The 20,725-nt window shown below is 35.4% G+C and carries 17 protein-coding genes; 6 read left to right on the top strand and 11 right to left on the bottom strand.

The window, feature by feature from the left end:
• Positions 1 to 593: 593 nt before the first annotated feature.
• The 3 genes from MR053_RS00290 to alaS form a co-directional block, all read right to left on the bottom strand.
• Positions 594 to 2,447 (bottom strand): PQQ-like beta-propeller repeat protein, encoded by a 1,854-nt coding sequence (locus tag MR053_RS00290; protein ID WP_242130546.1) that lies wholly within the window; start codon positions 2,445 to 2,447, stop codon positions 594 to 596.
• Positions 2,448 to 2,577: 130 nt separating this feature from the next.
• Positions 2,578 to 3,543, bottom strand: coding sequence for a GSCFA domain-containing protein (locus MR053_RS00295; protein WP_242130547.1), 966 nt, complete (start codon positions 3,541 to 3,543; stop codon positions 2,578 to 2,580).
• Positions 3,544 to 3,668: 125 nt separating this feature from the next.
• The gene (gene alaS, locus MR053_RS00300) at positions 3,669 to 6,281 is read right to left on the bottom strand and encodes an alanine--tRNA ligase (protein WP_242130548.1); all 2,613 of its coding nucleotides are present in this window, start codon (positions 6,279 to 6,281) and stop codon (positions 3,669 to 3,671) included.
• A gap of 180 nt (positions 6,282 to 6,461) precedes the next feature.
• Between alaS and MR053_RS00305 the strand changes: the two genes are divergently transcribed.
• From MR053_RS00305 to MR053_RS00325, 5 genes are all read left to right on the top strand, one after another.
• Complete coding sequence (locus MR053_RS00305; protein ID WP_242130549.1) at positions 6,462 to 7,433, top strand: M23 family metallopeptidase; 972 nt, start codon at positions 6,462 to 6,464, stop codon at positions 7,431 to 7,433.
• Positions 7,433 to 7,762, top strand: a complete 330-nt coding sequence (locus tag MR053_RS00310) for a MerR family transcriptional regulator (protein ID WP_242130550.1) — start codon at positions 7,433 to 7,435, stop codon at positions 7,760 to 7,762. The genes MR053_RS00305 and MR053_RS00310 overlap by 1 nt, the downstream gene beginning before the upstream one ends.
• A 62-nt stretch (positions 7,763 to 7,824) precedes the next feature.
• Entirely contained in the window at positions 7,825 to 8,448 is a 624-nt protein-coding gene (locus MR053_RS00315; RefSeq protein ID WP_242130551.1) for a LemA family protein, read from the top strand.
• 5 nt (positions 8,449 to 8,453) lie between these two features.
• The gene (locus tag MR053_RS00320; protein WP_242130552.1) at positions 8,454 to 8,891 is read left to right on the top strand and encodes a TPM domain-containing protein; all 438 of its coding nucleotides are present in this window, start codon (positions 8,454 to 8,456) and stop codon (positions 8,889 to 8,891) included.
• A gap of 7 nt (positions 8,892 to 8,898) precedes the next feature.
• Positions 8,899 to 9,750 (top strand): TPM domain-containing protein, encoded by an 852-nt coding sequence (locus tag MR053_RS00325; RefSeq protein ID WP_242130553.1) that lies wholly within the window; start codon positions 8,899 to 8,901, stop codon positions 9,748 to 9,750.
• Positions 9,751 to 9,783: 33 nt separating this feature from the next.
• Here MR053_RS00325 and MR053_RS00330 read toward each other — a convergent pair whose 3' ends face one another.
• The 5 genes from MR053_RS00330 to der all read right to left on the bottom strand — a co-directional run bounded on the left by MR053_RS00330 (position 9,784) and on the right by der (position 17,377).
• Complete coding sequence (locus tag MR053_RS00330; protein ID WP_242130554.1) at positions 9,784 to 12,561, bottom strand: outer membrane beta-barrel protein; 2,778 nt, start codon at positions 12,559 to 12,561, stop codon at positions 9,784 to 9,786.
• A gap of 174 nt (positions 12,562 to 12,735) precedes the next feature.
• A complete protein-coding gene (locus MR053_RS00335) occupies positions 12,736 to 14,079 on the bottom strand; it encodes a GntP family permease (protein WP_242130555.1) in 1,344 nt (447 codons plus the stop codon).
• Positions 14,076 to 15,479 carry a decarboxylating NADP(+)-dependent phosphogluconate dehydrogenase gene (gnd, locus tag MR053_RS00340; protein WP_242130556.1) on the bottom strand — a complete coding sequence of 468 codons (1,404 nt, stop codon included), beginning with the start codon at positions 15,477 to 15,479 and terminating at the stop codon, positions 14,076 to 14,078. Before gnd ends, MR053_RS00335 begins: the two co-directional genes overlap by 4 nt.
• On the bottom strand, positions 15,472 to 15,954 hold the full coding sequence (locus tag MR053_RS00345; RefSeq protein ID WP_242130557.1) for a gluconokinase: 483 nt from the start codon (positions 15,952 to 15,954) through the stop codon (positions 15,472 to 15,474). The genes gnd and MR053_RS00345 overlap by 8 nt, the downstream gene beginning before the upstream one ends.
• A 118-nt stretch (positions 15,955 to 16,072) precedes the next feature.
• Complete coding sequence (der, locus tag MR053_RS00350) at positions 16,073 to 17,377, bottom strand: ribosome biogenesis GTPase Der (protein ID WP_242130558.1); 1,305 nt, start codon at positions 17,375 to 17,377, stop codon at positions 16,073 to 16,075.
• Between the two features lie 76 nt (positions 17,378 to 17,453).
• Here der and MR053_RS00355 point away from each other — a divergent pair, with 76 nt between their 5' ends.
• Complete coding sequence (locus MR053_RS00355; protein WP_242130559.1) at positions 17,454 to 17,957, top strand: GTP-binding protein; 504 nt, start codon at positions 17,454 to 17,456, stop codon at positions 17,955 to 17,957.
• 9 nt (positions 17,958 to 17,966) lie between these two features.
• Here the strand turns inward: MR053_RS00355 and era are convergent, their stop codons facing one another.
• The 3 genes from era to MR053_RS00370 form a co-directional block, all read right to left on the bottom strand.
• On the bottom strand, positions 17,967 to 18,848 hold the full coding sequence (era, locus tag MR053_RS00360) for a GTPase Era (protein WP_242130560.1): 882 nt from the start codon (positions 18,846 to 18,848) through the stop codon (positions 17,967 to 17,969).
• Positions 18,849 to 19,017: 169 nt separating this feature from the next.
• Entirely contained in the window at positions 19,018 to 19,746 is a 729-nt protein-coding gene (locus tag MR053_RS00365) for an FKBP-type peptidyl-prolyl cis-trans isomerase (RefSeq protein ID WP_223548680.1), read from the bottom strand.
• Between the two features lie 60 nt (positions 19,747 to 19,806).
• A complete protein-coding gene (locus tag MR053_RS00370; protein ID WP_223548682.1) occupies positions 19,807 to 20,697 on the bottom strand; it encodes a LysR family transcriptional regulator in 891 nt (296 codons plus the stop codon).
• Positions 20,698 to 20,725 lie beyond the last annotated feature (28 nt).

Below are 20,725 nucleotides of genomic sequence, written 5' to 3' on the forward strand. Positions count from 1 at the left end.
TAATAAAATTGTGGGACAATTTTTCTATTATTGTTCACCCGTTATTTTTAACTACATAATAAGGTTACTTTTATTATCCCTTTCTTTCATTTTTAGAATATGTATCTGCAATTATAGTTTCACAAAGCGAAAGCAATACTTTAGTTATTTTGAAAAATCTAATTGATACCGTTTTTGAAGTGGTGCTACACAATTTATTTCGATCTTCATATAAAAGACCTTTATGTAACTCTTGAAAATACAAATGTTGTAAATGGAGATAATTCCTCTTAGATTGGGTCATATATTTTTTGGTTTGGAACAAAACCAAAATCGTCATAACCAAAAGAATTATTAATAGTAAAAATAAAATCAAACTAAAATCCATACTCTCCATTTTAGTTTGAAATAGACCTTAATGATGACAAAAAAAAACACCAACCACTAAAAACATTTAGTAATCGGTGTTTTCTATATGAACTGATTAATAGCATTTTAAATGTACAATTTAAAGTTCACGATTTAACTTTTTTTCGATAAAATGACACTTATAAAAGATTAAGCGCAACAATAAAAAGATGTTACGCCCAATCCTAAAAATCCCAACAACGAGATTATTTGTTTAAATTATAAGCACTTATGTTGTTCCCTTTATCCTTGAAGTACAAAAAGCCTTCAATATCATCAACTTCATACATTGGGTCTTTATCCTGAATCACAATCTCATTAAGGGATAGCCCAGAATTTTTGTCCACTTTTACCAATGCTACACCATCATCAACTTTAGTTAAAATAAAAGCTGAGTTTGCTGTGGCCTTGGTGGCTTTGAAACGTTTTGCCATTTCCTGAAAACCAGCATCAGTCACTTGTGCCCAACTTTCAGCCTGTTGTTCATGGTACTGTACAGTACTATTATATGAAGGCACTCCAGCCCCTTTCATATAGCCTGCTGTTGCAGAATGTGATATGGCAGCTGAAGCCGATGCCAATGTTAAGGCTCCTACAATGGCAAGTCCAAAAGCACTTTTTCCCGGTGGTCGATGATAAACTTCCCAAATTGGTTCACCCTGAAAATCTATCATTTCCAAATTTTGATCAGCTGTTAATAATATCCCATTATTTCTAACTTCAATACCCGTTGGATCTTCCTTGCCTTCAAATTTAATATCGCCTGTTAAAAGATTATATTCACCATTATTACCATCAACTTCATAAACTCCATCCTTACAAGAAATTAAAAACCTATCCCTAGTTTTATCATAAGTCGATGCTACTGCTGCCGAACGCTTATATTTAATAGCCTTTCCAAATACAGACTCTCCGGTTGCCATATCTATAATATCGGCATCTGTTTCAGAAATATATAATAGTCCTGTGGGAACCGTTGCCATAATTTGAATACCTGGTCCTGTTTTAAGCGGCTTTTTCCAACGTGGCGTACCATCAAAAGCTATTTTGTTGATGCCCCCATCTGATACTCCAAAAATAATACCATCATCTTCTATATAAAAGTGATCGATTATGCCTTTGGTTTTAGGAGATTTATCCCATAAATCAGTACCACTATTGTGGTCTAACAAATAGACCTTAGATGTTCCAGAGCCTTTAAGCTTACTTGCCAGTTTACTTCCACCACCTAAAATATTTGTAACTATTGCCAATCCCTGGTCGGCAAACTCAATGGTGGATATTACACCTTTAATCTTGTTACCTTCAGGCCATAATGAAGCACCACTATCTGAATTGATTTTGTAAACTACGGTATTATCACCTTTGGTCCTAAATGCATATATTTCCTTGGTGTCTTCATTTGCAATAATATTTGTAGCGTTCTTAATATCGGCGGACCATTTTTCGGCACCAGAGCTAATGGAATAACAGGTGACATCTTTTAACCCGGGTATAATAATATTGTCTCCCATAATATCGGGCTCGCCAACCATGGGATTTGAAGCTTTACGTTCAAAAATCTTGACGAGCTTCCCCGTTTTTAAATCGTATAACCCTACGCCACCAGTATATTGCCCCATACCTTCCTCTTTATGCATGCCATTAACGACAAACATCATTTCTGGGCTTATAAAGTGCCGACTGCTAACCCCATTTTGCCAATCTTCGGCTTTAGAGTCAAAAACTATAGCTCCTTTTACAACATCAACCACGACAGTATGCATAAAAATTCCACGTGGTTTTACAATAAGATAGGGTGTATTAGGTACAAATTCAAGGTGTTCCTCCTTAACACGCTTAAGGCGATCTATTTTAAAGGACACCTCACTACTATTGGGCCGTATGCCCGCCAAAGCCTCTCCTGTTGAAGCCAATAAGGTACCTGACTCGTGAAGCAGTAACCATTTTACCTGTCCGTCAAAAGCATATTGATAATCTGGCGTTGTCTTTTGTGACCATCCCGCATGTGCCAATAGCATAACGGCTATCAACAACACAGTGTTCTTAAATGTTCTCATTGTTGGTTTTGTTTAAAATTAATAGCTAACCAAAATTGCAACTTTAAAACACTGGAATCAATACGATAAATTACGTATATTTTTAATTGATCAAGCCATTTTACTAATAAACCAAACAATAGAGACTTATCTAAAAAGAAATATGTGGAAATTGCTCTTGTAGACTTTCCATTCGCTTCTCAATATTTTTCAAAAATTGTAGGTGCGCTTCTGAATTTGGGCTGAATGGTTTATGATGCAATCCTTTTTGAACAGCATCAACTTGCTCCATGGTTTTTGAAGTTTCTGAAGCTAACCAAACGCTTTGAAATTTTTCCCAGATATAGTTTACTGCTATTGTGTTGGGATGAATCATATCCTCGGCATAAAAACGATAATCACGAAGTTCGTCCATCATGATTTCATAGGAAGGAAAATAATGCAGATTAGAATTAACAGTTTTTGACTGTTGATTTAATAATTGATGGATTGCAGCTATTAAATGGGCCTTGCCTTGAGTGTTTTCAATAAAACCATCTTTAATGTGCCTTACCGGTGAAACAGTAAAAATGAACACCACATTTGGATTAATCGCCTTTATTAAATCGGTTAGATAATGCAATGAACTTGTTATGGTTTCTATAGACAACAATTCCTTTTTGAATTGTTTTTGAGGTATTTTATGGCAATTGGCTACTATGGCGCTGGTTTCCAAAAAACGATACACCCATGCTGTGCCTAAAGTAAGAATAATGTGTGAAGTACTTCTAAGTTGTTTGGTAGTTACACTTATGTTATTGTTCAAATCCCGCAACAACACGTCTTTTGAAGTATGGCTTAATCTGGAATGCGCATCAAAACAATGCCACCGTTCATTGTGATAAAATATATCCTTTTCTGTGTATTGACTTTTAGCTACTGCTTTAGCCACCAACGTTTCAATGGCCTTGGAGTGAAATAATATCCCAAACGGATTTTGAAGGGTTTTAAACTTAAAATACGACAGTTTCTCCCCAATATGCTCCACAAAGCAAGATCCCAACAACAGCAGATTAGAATTGTAGTCTATTAAATTATTAGGTTGCTTTCTTAATATTATGTTGGTTTGAAGATTCATTTAAAATTCAACTCTAAAATTAAAGAATGAATGAATTGTTACTAATTTCTACATGAAAAATTATTTCAACCAAAATCACTCGGGAAAGAAATCACATAATTGAATAGTTAAATCAACTTGATAATTTATTCAATGTAGTTCTTTGCTGCATCTAAAGCCACTTCAATTCCTTGAGGGTTTTTACCTCCTGCTGTAGCAAAAAATGGTTGACCACCGCCGCCACCTTGGATATGTTTCCCCAATTCACGAACTACTTGACCCGCATTTAGCCCTTTACTTGCAACCAGTTCTTTAGATATATAACAAGCTAACAAGGCTTTTCCTTCCTTTTCAGTGGCCAATAACAAAAACAAATTATCAATTTGGCTACCCAAATCGAAAGCAATATCTTTTAGTCCAGCAGCATCCATATCCAACTGCTTAGCCAAAAACTTAACACCATTAATTTGAGACACTTCCCCTTTTAATTCGTTCTTTATGTTTTTGGCTTTATCCTTTAACAAAGCTTCAATCTGTTTTTTTAAATTAGCATTTTCCTCCTGCAAATTTTGTAATGCTCTTACCGGTTCTTTGGCATTGTTAAGCAAATCCTTCATTTCAAAATAAGCACGATTATTCTCATAGAAAAATTCCTTAACGGCATCATTAGTTATAGCTTCAATACGACGTATACCTGCTGCTACGGCACCTTCTGAAACAATTTTAAAATGCCAGATATCTGCCGTATTTTTCACGTGGGTACCACCACATAATTCAATAGATTTTCCAAAACGAATGGTGCGAACAGTATCTCCATACTTTTCACCAAACAAACTCATGGCTCCTTCAGCAAAAGCTTCTTCTTTTGGTATATTACGCTGCTCTTCCAAGGGTAATTTACCATCTATGCGTCGATTTACAAAATCTTCTACCTCACGTAATTCTTCAACGGTCAATTTTGAAAAATGGGAAAAGTCAAAACGTAAGTATTTGGAATGCACTGCACTACCTTTTTGCTCCACATGTGTTCCCAAAACCTCCCGAAGGGCTTGATGTAATAAATGGGTTGCAGTATGGTTACATTCTGTTCTATAGCGTTGTTTGGCATCCACTACCGCCTTAAAGGTTTCGTTGATATGTTTCGGTAAGTTTTTAGCAAAGTGAATAATAACATTATTTTCCTTCTTTGTGTCTAAAATATAGACCACATCTCCATGAACATCTTCCAAATAACCCTTATCACCTACTTGCCCCCCACCTTCAGCATAAAAAGGTGTTAGATTGAATACCAATTGATACATATCCCCATCCTTTTTGGAAGTCACCTTACGGTATCTTGTAATCTTAACATTTGCCTTTAGAGCATCATAGCCTACAAACTCTTCTTCAGCATCGTCCACTAAAATGGTCCAATCGTCTGTAGACATTTCACTAGCGGCCCTTGAGCGATCTTTTTGTTTTTGTAGTTCTACTTTAAACCCCTCTTCATCCAAAGTCAAGCCTTTTTCTGAAAGGATCAAAGCCGTTAAATCCACAGGAAACCCATAGGTATCGTACAATTCAAATACTTTCTCTCCCGAAACCGTATCTCCCTTTTCCTCTTCAACAATTCGGTTTAGCAATATTAAACCTTGATCCAGAGTCCTTAAAAACGATTGTTCTTCTTCTTTAATGACATTTTCAATGAGTTGTTTTTGAGATTTTAGTTCTGGAAAAGCCACTCCCATAGTTCTACTTAACACCTCAACCAACCTAAAAATAAAGGGGTCCTTTTGGTTTAAAAACGTAAATCCATAACGTACAGCGCGTCTCAAAATTCGCCTAATCACATACCCGGCTCCAGTATTGCTAGGCAGTTGTCCATCAGCAATTGAAAAAGCCACTGCCCTAACATGATCGGCAATTACCCGAACCGCTACATCTACTTTTCCGTCTTTACCATAATCTTTATGCGAAATGGTTTCAATCTCTTTAATAAGCGGCGTAAACACATCGGTATCGTAATTACTTTGTACACCTTGTAAAACCATACACAAGCGCTCAAAGCCCATACCCGTATCGATATGCTTTGCCGGCAAACTTTCAAGGCTACCGTTTGCCTTTCTATTGTATTGCATAAACACCAAGTTCCAGATCTCTACAACCTGAGGATGGTCTTTATTCACTAATTCCTTACCTGGTATCTTGGCTTTATCTTCTGCAGAACGAATGTCGACATGAATCTCGCTACAAGGTCCACATGGTCCTTGATCACCCATTTCCCAAAAATTGTCCTTTTTGTTACCTTTTAAAATGCGGTCTTCAGGAATATGTTGCTTCCAAAAGTTGTAAGCTTCCATATCCATAGGGATATTATCCATTCCATCACCTTCAAAAACGGTTACATACAAAATATTCTTATCTATACCGTAAACTTCAGTCAATAGCTCCCAGGCCCACGCAATGGCTTCTTTTTTAAAATAGTCGCCAAAACTCCAGTTACCAAGCATTTCAAAAAGCGTGTGGTGATAAGTATCATAACCTACTTCCTCTAAATCGTTATGCTTACCAGAAACACGCAAACATTTTTGTGTATCTGCAATACGGTTGCTTTTAGGTTTTGCATTTCCCAAAAAATATTCCTTAAACGGGGCCATACCCGAATTGACAAACATAAGTGTTGGGTCATTCTTAACAACCATTGGTGCCGATGGTACTATGGCGTGCTTTTTATTCTCAAAAAAACTTAAAAATTTAGAGCGAATATCCTGTGACTTCATTTACTTTTTGGTAATGATGGTTTTGTTTTTCATATTAATTCCAAAACAATTTTTATATTTACTCTCCTATTTTTTTAATTTATTATTAATGGTGATAATTTTTTATTAGGTTTATCGTTTGCTTAAAAAACTAAGATAAAAATTGTTTTAATTGAATGCAAAAGTACTATAATTTAGGTAATGAGTAAGGTAAAATATTACTACGATCCAGAATCACTTTCATACAGAAAAATTGAACGTAAAAAAAGAACTACTTTTAAATACGCCACCATGTTTATTTTGGCTTCGGCTATTTTTGGATTTATCTTTGTCTTCCTTGCTAGCCAGTATGTAGAATCGCCTAAAGAAAGAGCCTTAAAAAGAGAGTTACAGAATATGCAGCTACAATATGGTATTCTGAACAAAAAAATGGAACATGCCGAAGCCGTTTTAGCCAATATTGAAGACCGGGATAATAATATTTACCGAGTATATTTTGAAGCTAACCCTATTCCAGAAGAACAACGAAAAGCTGGTTTTGGTGGTATTAACCGATACAAACAATTGGAAGGCTACGATAATTCGAAACTTATTATAGAAAGCAGTAAGCGACTGGATATCCTTCAAAAACAAATAGTTGTCCAATCCAAATCATTGGATGAGATTGCAAAATTGGCTGAAGAAAAAGAAAAATTATTGGCAGCTATTCCTGCCATACAACCTGTAAACAATAAAAATCTAACTCGTATGGCTTCAGGGTACGGTATGCGTTCTGACCCTTTCACAAAAGCCAGAAAAATGCATTGGGGCATGGACTTTACAGCGCCACGTGGAACGCCTATTTATGCTACCGGCGATGGCATAGTGGTTAGAGCCGATGCTAGAGCTACTGGATATGGAAAACACATTCGCATAGACCATGGTTATGGTTACACCAGCTTATATGCACATTTGTATAAATATAATGTTAAACGAAACCAAAAAGTGAAACGTGGAGACCTTATTGGATTTGTAGGCAGTACGGGACGTTCGCAAGCACCTCATTTACATTATGAAATATTTAAAGACGGAAAACGTATTAACCCTATTAACTTTTACTACGGCAGTTTAACCGCTGAGGAATATGCAGAATTGTTAGAAAACGCATCATTAGAAAACCAATCTCTTGACTAATGTATATAGATTTACCTGAAAGACGCTATTACAGTATTGGGGAAGTAGCCAAAGCTTTTGGGGTGAACACCTCTTTAATTCGATTTTGGGAAAAAGAATTTGATGTACTAAAGCCAAAAAAAAATGCCAAGGGCAATCGCAAGTTTACTCCTGAGGACATAAAGAATCTAAAGTTTATTTTTTATTTGGTAAAAGAGCGAGGGTTTACTTTGGAAGGCGCAAAAATACATTTAAAGGAAGAAAAAAAGGAAACGCTTAACAACTTTGAAATTATTAGTAAACTGGAAGGCATTAAAAACCAACTGATAAAAATTAAGGAGCATTTGTAACGTTTTAAGTTTATTGACAACTTATTATTGGAATATTAAAAACATTAAAAAAATAATTATTTATGAAAAAAGGAGTCATTGCTGGATTAGGATGTGGTGCGCTTATAGTAATTGGAATTATTGTTATTGGAATAGTAAGTGCAATTTTTGCTTATAATTTTAACAACAAAGCGATAGAACTTAACGAAAACGTTAAGGAATCATGGGGCAATGTGCAAACGGCCTACCAGCGCAGAAATGACCTTATAGGTAATTTAGTAAAAACCGTGCAAGGTGCTGCCGATTTTGAACGCAAAACGTTAACCGAAGTTATTGAAGCCCGTGCCAAAGCGACTTCCATTAGTATTGACCCCAACAATATAACCCCAGAACAATTGGCACAATACAACCAAGTTCAAGGTGGTTTGAGCGGCGCTTTAAAAAGCCTTTTAGTTACCGTTGAACGTTATCCTGATTTAAAAACCAATCAGAATTTTTTAAAACTGCAAGACGAACTCACCAGTACCGAAAACACAATCCAAACAGCCAGAACACGTTACAATGAAGCTATAAAACCCTATAATGTTCATGTTAATACATTTCCAAACACAATATTGGCAGGAATTTTAAACTTTGATGAAAAACCATATTTTGATTCTGAAGCTGGAGCTGATAAACCTGTAGATATAGAATTCGACTTTAAATAAAAATCATGTCCAAAATAAAAGATTTTCTTTCTGAAAAAGAAGAACAGGAAATCATAGAATCCATTAGAATAGCCGAAAAAAACACATCGGGTGAAATACGTGTACATATTGAAAAAAAAGCCAAAGGCAACACCTTTAATCGTGCCCTAGAAGTATTTCATTATTTAAAAATGGACAATACCAAAGATCAAAACGGTGTACTTATATACGTTGCCATAGAAGACAAAACCTTTGTAATCTGCGGTGACAAAGGCATAAACGATGTGGTACCCAATAATTTTTGGGATAGCACCAAAGACATAATACAAGCCCATTTTAAACAAGGGCATTTTAAACAAGGCTTGGTTGAGGGCATTTTAAAAGCTGGACAAGAGCTAGAGAAACACTTTCCTTGGCACCATGATGACACCAATGAATTACCTAACGACATTTCAAAAGGCTAATACTTAAATGGGGCATTTAAAGATAAACACTATTAAATATTTTAAGACAAGCGCTAAAGTTTTAGTCATTGCTTTTATTTTTGGCCTATCTTCATTTAAAAGTGCTTTTGCTCAATTTGAGATTCCAGAAAAACCAGATTTTCAAACCAGTGTTTATGACTATGTTGACTTATTATCAGCCTCAGAAAGAAATAACCTGGAAAACAAATTAATTAAATATTCTGATACTACTTCTACACAAATTGTTGTTGCTATCATTTCTACAACAAAAGGCGAGAATATTGGTTTGTTAGCACCTCGTTGGGGACATACATGGGGTGTGGGACAGGCCAAAGAAGATAATGGTATATTCATATTATTGGCAAAAGACGATAGCAAAATTTGGATCGCTCCAGGTTATGGTGTAGAGCATAAACTTACGGCAGGTATAACGGGAGAAGTAATTAGAAAGGTGATTATTCCCGAATTTAAAAAAGGTGATTATTATAATGGCCTTAACAAAGGTGCTGATGCCATTTTTCAATTACTCAATGGCGAATACAAAGGCACAAGAAAACAAAGTGAAAATAACGATGGATTGCCTATTGGCTTTATCATGATGTTAATTATTATTTTTATCATCATCCTTATATCCATTTCAAAAAACAGACACAGTGGTGGAAAAGGTGGGAACCGTGGAGGAAAGTCTAACGGTTTAGATATCTGGGATATGATAATACTCAGTAACATGGGACGCTCTTCCAGTAAAGGAAGTAGTGGTTGGGGAGGTTCCAGTGGCGGTTGGTCTGGAGGTGGTGGCTTTGGCGGAGGTTTCGGTGGTGGCGGCTTCTCAGGAGGTGGTGCTGGTGGTAGTTGGTAAAACACTCAATAAATGCTCCTTAAAGCCTTATATTTAAAACCTATGAAAACCTCTTTCACGCACCTCGCCTTTACTGCCCAAACTATTAAACTTCCAACTAAAGCTAAGCATGAAATACTGTTGCAATACCGTACTTTGTGAATCCTGTATATAGTTTTCGGTAGCAATTCTACTAGCATTGGTGTTTTGATTAAGTATATCATAAGCCTTTAAGGTTAACATTGCTTTGTCTTTCAAGAAGCTATAACCTAAAGTCGCATTCCAAAACCAGGCACTTTTTTGAAAACCATCTGCTATATTGGGGTTATAGTTAAAACTTATATTATTTTGCCACTCGAAATGCTTAGGTAAAAAAGTAGCCAAATTCAAATCAAGTGTGTGGCTTGTAAACTCTTGTTTTTCAAAATTATTGATACTAAAGGTGTTTCTTGTAAAAGCCATTCTGTATCTTGGGTAAAACTCTAAAACGTCTTTCCATGAAAACGTTACCATTACCGATGGGGTAATGGATTTTCTGATGGAAGCATATTTTACATCATTATTAAAATTGACAGACCTGTTTAAGCCTGGACCAAATCCTATATTAAAACTTACAGTTTTTAAACTGTCTATCTTTACTTTTTTGCTGTATGTAATATATCCGTTTAGGTTGTAGTTTCCATTAACATTCTCGTAAGTTGTTTTTCTTATTAAGTTGTCATCAATGGTAGATTTTCTAACCACTTGGTTGTTCCTAAAATCACTTCTTAAAAAACCGTAAAAACCTGTTCCTTTGGTAAAATCAAAAGCATTAAAATTGACATTGATATTATGGCTGTTTCCTACTTTTAAATTAGGGTTACCAACTACGGTATTCAAGGGATCCGACACATCTTCAAAGGACTGTAACTGTGATAAACTTGGTACGGTATTCCGCATTCTGTAACCTATTCCAAAAGAAGCCTTGGGGCTAAATCGATATCTAATTCTTGAAGATAGCTGCACGTTATTAAAGCCTCTCTTTATATTTAATTCCGGCCTTAAAAAATCCTGATTTTCTAATGTTCTATCCACATAATCAGCCTCAAAATTAGCAAATAGCTTGTCTTTTCTATAAGATAACTCAATGCCATATATACTATTATCATCAATATACTTAAAGTTGGTGCTCAAATCTTTGTTAAAGGCATTGTAGTCCTGTTCGGTATCATCAAAATCAAAAGTGTTTCGTATATTTTTCTGCTTATTCCGGTTATATCGATAGTTAAAATCCAACGACAGCTCTTTGCCCATAATGGGCTGCCTGTAAGTAATTCCAGTAGACACATCGCTAGATTGGTTTTCGCCATCTGTAAATTGTTTTCTTATAATATTGTTTGGTGTTGTTCCATAAATATTAGCTTCAGAATCTAAAAAATCATCCGTTTCGGTCATGTTGTTCTGGTTATTAAAAAAGAGCCTTAAAAACGAGCCTTTATTCCCAAAACGCTTTGTTATACTAAAATCGTTGCTGAAGTTTTTTGCTGTATTCTCAACGTAAGAAGACCTTTTGGATTCATTTATTAAAACTTGATCCATATCTCTAGACGCTTCATCACTTGATAGTATATTTTTACTTTTAGAGAAGTTGAACGATGGACGAACATTGATATATAAGGTAGAATCTATTTTAAACTCAAACTCGGTATTTGTCCTGTGACTATCGGTTGAATTTGATGAACTGGAGTTAGAATCGGTAAAATACCTTCTATCTGGCAATATGTTTTCCCGTTGCGTTGACGATTCATTTTCAGACTCACTGCCCGAATAAAAATAACTTCCAGACACATCAGTTTCCTCACCAATTTTATCGGCATAATTAAGCCCAGAAGTTCTTGAGGTGGTAATCCCCTGCCCACCACCAAATGAGCGACCATCAACTACAAAATTACCATTACCGTAAACGGCAATATTATTACCACCTCCAAACATTTTTCTAATCTCGCCAAAACTAAAACCAGGAGAATTTATATTATTACCACCAGACAAGACACTAATACGCTTATCGTTATTAAAATAATTAAACATTCCTGCGAATTCGTAGCGCTTATCGGTACCACCTCCAGCTGCTAAACGCCCAAAAACACCTTTATTATTCTCTTTTTTAATGGTTAGGTTAATGGTTTTGTTTTCGCCATCGCTTTCCTTACCAACAAAGGCATCTTCTTTAGATTTGGTATCGGTAATTTGAACTTTTTCTATTATGTCTTTGGTTAAGTTTTTGGTTGTAATGGTAGGATCATTTCCAAAAAACGGCTTTCCATTAACTAAAATTTGATTAACTTCTTTACCATTCACTTTTATCCTACCATCTGTATCAACCTCTACACCAGGAAGTTGTTTCAACAAATCCTCAACACTGGCATCTTTTTTTGTTTTAAAGGATTTTACATTAAACTCCAAGGTATCTTTTTTAACCCTTATAGGTGGCGTAGATTTAATAATGACTTCATCTAAAGCATTATTGTCTATGGCCATATTTAGTTTTCCTAAAGTAATCTCTTCTTTATTTAAAACAATTTCTCTCTTAAGTATTTTATAACCAACGTAGGATATTAGCAGATTCAGCTTTTTATCATAAGTCTTTCCTTCTAAAATAAAATCCCCATTTTTATCTGAAATAGTGTAGGTCATTAAAGTACTATCTTCTACACGTTCTAAATAAACTGTAGCGGACTCTAAGGGTAGATTATCTGTTTCTGAAAAGGTTTTACCTGAAATTTTAAATGATTTGGATTGGCCAAAAGCAAAAAAAGTACACGTGCACATTAAAAGTAAAAAAACATGCTTCATTTAGAATAATGGTTGATTGATGAAACTTCATTTCTGGAGCAAAAACTATGCCGTTAAAGATTTTAGTATCAGAAAAGGACATTGATTTGATAACCGTGCGAATTTATAGATAAAAAAAAACTACAACCAAATATTATAAATCATTTAACATAACACATGTTCATTAAAAATACACTACACCAAAAAAGACAACACACAAACAGTGCCAAAACCAACCAAGGACAAGATTGTGGTCATTAGGGTCCAACTCCTAAAGGTTTGCTGCTCACTAATCCCCAAATACTTACTTACCAACCAAAAGCCACTGTCATTTACATGGGATAATATAGAAGCCCCAGAAGCAATGGCAATAACCAATAATGCCTTATCCACCTCACTTATACCAACTGTTAATAATGGTGCCGTTAATCCTGCTGCAGTAATCATGGCCACGGTAGACGAACCTTGCAAAATGCGAACTAGAACTGCCGCAAAAAAAGCAAACAGAAAGATACTTACACCTTGTTCTGCAAAGTAATTGGCCATCATTTCACCTGCTTTGGTATTAATTAGCATTTGCTTAAACACCCCACCAGCACCTGTAAGCAAAATAATTATTCCGGCCGGGGCCATTGACTTTGTGGTAATTTTTAACAACTCTGAATTGCTAACGCCCCTGGCTACACCCAATACATACCAAGCTATCAAATTAGCAATAATTAATGCTGAAAACGGATGTCCAATCATTTTCATCCATAACCTTAAGGTTTGGGAAATATTGATATTATTAGTTAATGGACTATTCAACAATGTATTTAAGACTATCAATACAATGGGAATCCCTATAATGGATAAAATCAATCCTACAGCTGGATATTTCTCTTTTGGCAAAAAAACACTATCCAAAGCAGGTGCCTCTACATGGATTTTTTTAGCAATATATTTTCCAAAAACAGGCCCGCTAACTATAGCAGCGGGAAACCCTACCAATGCTCCAAAAGTAATAACCCAACCTAAATCGGCTTTTAAAATATCAGCTACTGCTACAGGTCCAGGCGTAGGTGGTATAAAAGCATGGGTAACCGCTAACCCTGCTAAAAGCGGGATACCATAGAGCAGTAAAGACTTCTTGGTTTTGCGCTGTAACGAATAAATTAAAGGTACCAAAATAATAAAGGCCACATCAAAAAAAACAGGAATAGCCACAAAAAAACCCGTCAGCATTAAAGCTGAAGACGCTCTTTTTTCTCCAAATTTTTTTAGCAAGTAGTTTGCAAGAGCTTCTGCACCTCCGCTATGCTCCAAAACAGCTCCAAACATAGCCCCCAGACCTACTACCACAGCTACAAACCCAAGTGTATTGGCCATGCCTTCCTGCATAGTGTTAATAATAGCGTAGGGTTGCATACCAGCGATAACACCCACAACTATACTGGCAATAAGTAAAGCTATGAAAGCCTGTAGCTTAAACCGTAAAATTAATAAAAGCAAAACTGCTATACCTACTAATACAGCTGAAAGAAGGGTAAAATCCATCATGATGTTTTCCAATTTGAATGAAACGACAAACCTAACGGTTTATCTGTGCGCTTATAGGTATGTGCACCAAAATAATCGCGTTGGGCCTGGATTAAGTTGGCCGGCAATTGCGCCGTGGTCATACCTACCCAATAATTATAAGCTGTCCAAAACCCATCTAACGGTATACGGTTTGCAAGAGCATATTGCAGAGCATCTAAGCAAGAGGCTTCAGATGATTTTAATATTTCAAAAATATGCTGGTTCGACAAAAGACTGGGAGTAGTTTTGAAATATGTGGCAATATCTTCCATAAATTGTGATTTAATTATGCAACCATTAGTCCAAATTCTGGCAATTTCCGGAAAGTTTATCTGCCATCCATAATTTTCTGACGCTTCTGCAATGAGTTGAAACCCTTGATGGTGATTTATAATTCGGGCAAATCGATAGGCTCTTTCCAAAATTCCAACATCTAATTTTTGTGTTATACCTCTTTTCAAACCAAGCTGAGCTGACAACTGTACTCTTTCCTGTTTAAAAGAAGACAAGTAACGTGCAAAAACGGCAGACACCATTAGACTTGCTGGAATACCTAAATCTAGTGCCTCTTTACTGGACCAATTGCCAGTACCTTTATTACCTGCACTATCAAGTATAACATCTAAAAGATAGGACTTACCTTCCTTTTTCTTAAGAATATCTATAGTAATTTCAATTAAATATCCCGATAGATCACCTTGGCTCCAATTAAAAAAGACTTTAGCTATAGCTTCATTGTCCATAGTCTTTGACATTAAAGCATACAGTTCGGCTAAAAGTTGCATTTCGGCATATTCTATTCCGTTATGCACCATCTTGATAAAGTGTCCTGCTCCATCATCACCTACATATACACAGCACGGCTTACCATCATTATCTTTTGCGGCAATGGATTCTAGAATATTGGCCACTTTCTTGTAGCTTCCCATACTACCACCAGGCATAATAGATGGACCTTTTCTAGCACCTTCCTTACCTCCTGAAATACCACAACCTATAAAATGAATGTGTGCGTCTTTTAGTGCTTCGAAACGCTTTTGGGTATCCTTAAAGTATGAGTTACCACCATCGATAATAATATCTTCTTTAGACAACAAAGGGATTAATTGTTCAATAACCCTATCCACAACATCTCCAGCTTTAACCATCAGTAGGATTTTTCTAGGTTGTTTAAGGGACATTACAAATTCTTGAAGATCTGTAAAACCTAAAATAGTATAACCCTTTTGGTTTTCTTTTATAAAATCTGAGACTACTTGAACCTCATCACCGTCACTGCGATTATACACTGAAATCTTAAATCCCTTTTCGGCCATATTCAAGCTTAGGCTTTTACCCATAACCCCTAGTCCAACAATCCCAAATTCAGTTTTATCCATAGGCTTTCAATTTAGATATAATTTTTGAAACAAGCAGTTCTGGTGTTGCATCAATATTAATATGCAGCCCATAATTGGGTTCCTCAAGCACTTCAAATTGCGAGTGTAACAAAGCTGAAGTCATATAGTGGCCTTCCCGCTGTTCCAATCGGGACTGTATCAATTTAAATGTCCCTTTTAAATACACCCAAGTAATATTGTTATCCAAAGACAATATCTGTCGATAAGATTCCTTTAATGCCGAACAGGACAATATCCCACCACCTTGTTCGTTCCATATTTTAATGTTTTTTGCCAAAGTTTCCAACCAAGGTTTCCTGTCTTGATCGTTAAGTGGTATGGCATTTTTCATTTTTTCAATATTCACTTGTGAGTGGAAATCATCGGCATCATAATAGGGTAAATCCAATTGCTTGGACAAAGCCAGACCAATGGTCGTTTTTCCACAACCGCTAACTCCCATTATTATTATCATTGGAAAATTTATTCAGTTTTAAAAAAGCTGCTTCTTGAACTTTTGATTCAAAAAATCGTTTTATAAGCATTATAGCCAATTTTCAAATTGACTTATGTATAAAAGTATAAAAAATCTATTATTTTTTTCGCATATAAATACTAACAGGCACTCCGTTAAACCCAAAGTGTTCACGCAGTTTATTTTCCAAAAAGCGCTTATAGGGCTCTTTAATATACTGAGGCAGGTTACAGAAAAAAGCAAACTGTGGTTGTGGGGTTGGCAATTGCATTATGTATTTAATTTTTACAAACTTGCCTTTATATGCTGGTGGTGGATAATGTTCAATTATGGGCAATAACACCTCATTAAGTTTACTTGTTTTAATTTTTTTTGAACGATTTTTATAAACATCTACTGCCGTTTCTATTGCCTTATAAATACGTTGCTTAGTCAATGCAGAAATAAACAGGATAGGCACATCTGTAAATGGTTCTATTTGTTTTCGGATTACTTTTTCATAATCCTTAACCGACTTATTGTCTTTTTCGACCAAATCCCATTTATTTACTAAAATAACAATGCCCTTTCGGTTGCGCTCAGCTAACCAAAAAATGTTTTGTACCTGACCATCGAAACCACGAGTAGCATCTAAAACCAACAAGCACACATCACAATGCTCAATAGCGCGTATACTGCGCATTACCGAATAAAATTCCAGATCTTCCTTTACTTTGGATTTTCTTCTAATTCCAGCGGTATCTACCAAATTGAACTCAAATCCAAAACGGTTATACTTTGTATCAATGGCATCCCTTGTGGTTCCTGCTATATCTGTTACAATATAGCGATCCTCTCCTATCAAGGCGTTGATAAAAGATGACTTTCCTGCATTGGGGCGTCCCACCACAGCAAAACGTGGCAGTTCTTCTTCCTCTTCATCCTCTTTTTCGGGCAACACTTCAACTAATGCATCCAACAATTCTCCAGTACCACTGCCATTAATACTTGCAATGGTATAATATTCTCCTAAGCCAAGGGCATAAAACTCCACAGCATCTTCAGCGCGTTTGGCATTATCGACCTTATTTACTACTAAAAAAACGGGTTTATCCACTTTACGAAGTAAATTAGCAACATCCTCATCCATTCCCGTAACACCACTTTCAACATCTACCATAAAAATAATGGCATCGGCTTCATCGATCGCCAATTCTACCTGCTTATCGATTTCTGCTTCAAAAATATCGTCACTACCTACCACATAGCCACCGGTATCGATTAAAGAAAACTCCTTACCGTTCCAATCGCTTTTTCCATAATGACGGTCTCTAGTAACACCACTTACTGCATCAACTATAGCCTCTCGTTTTTGAATTAACCGATTAAAAAATGTTGACTTACCTACATTAGGCCTACCTACAATAGCAACTATACGACTCATATGCTTTTAATTGTTTGCAAAGGTAACGTTTAAAATCAAAGAAAAAACACTAATTTACCTTTGAAAATTTTACAACATGGAAATACCTAACGACATTGTTTTAAGACCTCGGTTTAAATTCGAAATTCCACGCAACAATGAATCCGTTTTAAATGATTTTGAACAAGCCAAAACCACGCAATCCTATTTTGTAATTAATAGAATTGACGACCATGTTTTTATAAAATTCCCAAAACACAAACAACATTTTTGGTCTCCCCAATTGCATTTGGAAATTAATCAAGTGAATACAAACTCCTGTTTGCTTTATGGCTTATTTGGTCCTAATCCAACCGTTTGGACCCTGTTTATGTTTCTACATTTTATGGTAGCTGGTTTTTTTATTGCTTTTGGCATTTGGGCATATACCAATTGGGCTTTAAATACTAGTTATGCTATACAATTAAGCCTAATGCTCCTAATGGTGGTTATTTGGTTTGTATTGTATTTTGGAGGTAGAATAGGTAAGGATTCCAGTAAGAATGAAATGCATGAACTCCATAACTTCATGAATAGCATTTTAAAACCAAAAAATCACTAATCTAAAAAGTTATTGATTGTACCCAAATCGCTTTAGTTGGTTTTGATTACTTCTCCAATTTTTATTGACTTTAACGTAGATCTCTAAATGGATTTGCTTACCAAAAAATTGTTCTAAGTCTTTTCTAGCCTCCACTCCAACACGCTTTAGGGCACTTCCTTTATGTCCAATAATGATCCCTTTTTGTGTGTCGCGTTCTACCATAATTACAGAGCGCACCCTAATAATCTTGTCCTCTTCTAAAAACTCCTCAGTTTCAACTTCTACAGCATAAGGTATTTCCTTTTTGTAATGTAAAAGAATTTTTTCACGAATAGTTTCATTTATAAAAAAACGCTCAGGCTTATCTGTCAACTGATCCTTTGGATAAAACGGAGGTGATTCAGGTAATAATTCAATAATCCTATCAAACACTTCTTTTATATGAAACCCTTCTAAAGCAGATATTGGAATAACTTCTGCATTAGGCACTTTTACAGCCCAAAGCTGTACTTGGCTCTCCAATTCCTCTTGATTGGATTTATCAATCTTATTTAGCAATAATAAAACAGGAATCTTTGAATGCTTAATTTTATTAAAAAACGCTTCATCTTTAAGCTGCTGCTCTCCTATTTCAACCATATAGATTAGAATATCGGCATCTTCAAAAGCCGATTTCACAAAGTCCATCATAGATTCCTGCAACTCATAAGCGGGCTTAATAATCCCTGGAGTATCACTAAATACCACTTGAAAATTATCTCCATTAACAATTCCAAGAATGCGATGCCTGGTAGTCTGGGCTTTAGAAGTAATGATTGACAATTTCTCTCCTACGACAGCATTCATTAGGGTTGACTTACCCACATTTGGATTCCCAATAATATTTACAAAACCTGCTTTATGAGACATGCTTTAAATTATTCCGTTAAAAGTTAATGGTTATTGGAGATGTATAGCTTACATTATTAACAGCAACCCTTAACTTAATTATTACTAAATGCAAAACTACAACCTTTTTAAATGCAAAAGGCAGGAAATTAAACTTCCTGCCTTTTACACTTATTTATAAGATCAATAATTAATCTAATACTTGCAATAGTTCCACTTCAAAAATCAAAGCATCAAATGGCTTGATTTTTCCACCCCTTGGTGTAGCTCCATAAGCCAATTCTTGGGGAATAAAGAATTTAAATTTAGCACCTTCTTTCATTAATTGAAGTCCCTCAGTCCAACCTTTAATAACTTGGTTGACACCAAAGGTAGTTGGCTGATCTCTCTCAACCGAGCTATCGAATACTGTTCCATCAATTAAAGTTCCATGATAGTGAACCTTTACTTTAGAAGTCTCGGTAGGTTGCTTACCTGTTCCCTCTTTCATAACAATATATTGTAAACCACTATCAGTAGTTAAAACATCTGGGTTATTGGCCACATTATCTTCCAAAAACTTTTCACTGGCCTTTTTTACTTCAGCATATTTTTCTTCTGCTTTTTTTGCAGCTTCCTCCTGGCGTTTCTTCATTATTTTCTCTCTATTCTTCTGAAAAAAACTTTCAACTATCCCTTTAGCCATTATCTCATCTATCAATACATCTGCAGAGTCTAATGTGTTTAAATAACCTTCAATAAACAAATCATTATTTATTTCATCAAAACTCATTTGAACATTTTTTCCCACATCCATACCAATGGCATAACTTACTGAATCTAATTCTGTTTTCAAGTCCGCTTTAGTATAAGCTTTTTTACCACAAGAAACTATTGTAGATGCAATTAATAGTACACTTAATAATTTTATAACTTTCATTTTATCAATATTTTTTAATTGGTAGCCAAAAGTAGCAAAATTTATTAATAATCAAGGGGATTACATCTTATTTATAATATTCTTAAGAAACTGTTTTAAAATAGGATTTCTATTATCCTTATTCCACACAAAAGACAATGTTGTTTTATGTGGCACTTGTTTTAATTCAATAAATTTTACCCCTTTTATATGTTCTACCTGTAAAGAACGGGGCACAATAGACACCCCAAAGTTATTTTCTACCAGTTTATAGATTGAGCCTGCATGTATTGTATTATGCGTAACTGTTGGTGAAAATCCGGCATCATCAAAAATGCGCATGACCTTTTCATAATAACTTATGCTATAATTGGGATCGAATAAAATAAACGAATCATTTTCTAATTGTTTAATAGAGCTAAAGTTATTCTCCTCAATAGGATGTGCTTTGGGCAAAACCAAACAAAAATTTTCTATTAATACAGGTTTTATGGCAATACGCTCAGGTACCCTATCCAATCGCACGAAACCAACATCTATATCTTCTGCTAACAGGGCATCTATTTGCTTTTGATTGTTCATTTCGTTAAGTGAAAATACAGTATTAGGGTACACTTCCTTGAGCTTTAATAGCAAGTTTGGTATAATTTTCTGCATTGCAGATCCTACGTACCCCATCTTTAAATTTCCTTCAACACCATCATGTAAAAGCTTAGCGTGTTCAATTATATTGTCTAAGTTTTTAAGGTTCCTCACTATTTCTGTTTTGAGATAGGCTCCAGCCTTCGTTAATTCCACCTTTCTGTTGTTTCTAGAAAACAACTGTAGTTGCAAATCCTCTTCCATTTGCTTGATCTGCCTACTCAATCCAGGTTGCGAAATATATAGTCGTTCGGCCGCTTTTCTATAATGCAATTCTTCTGCTACAGCCAAAAAATATTTTAAATGTCGAATTTCTAATTGATTACCCATAGTTATTAATTAATAATAAAATAGTATT

The organism is Aestuariivivens marinum, from assembly GCF_022662175.1.
Classification (GTDB): Bacteria; Bacteroidota; Bacteroidia; order Flavobacteriales; family Flavobacteriaceae; genus Aestuariivivens; species Aestuariivivens marinum.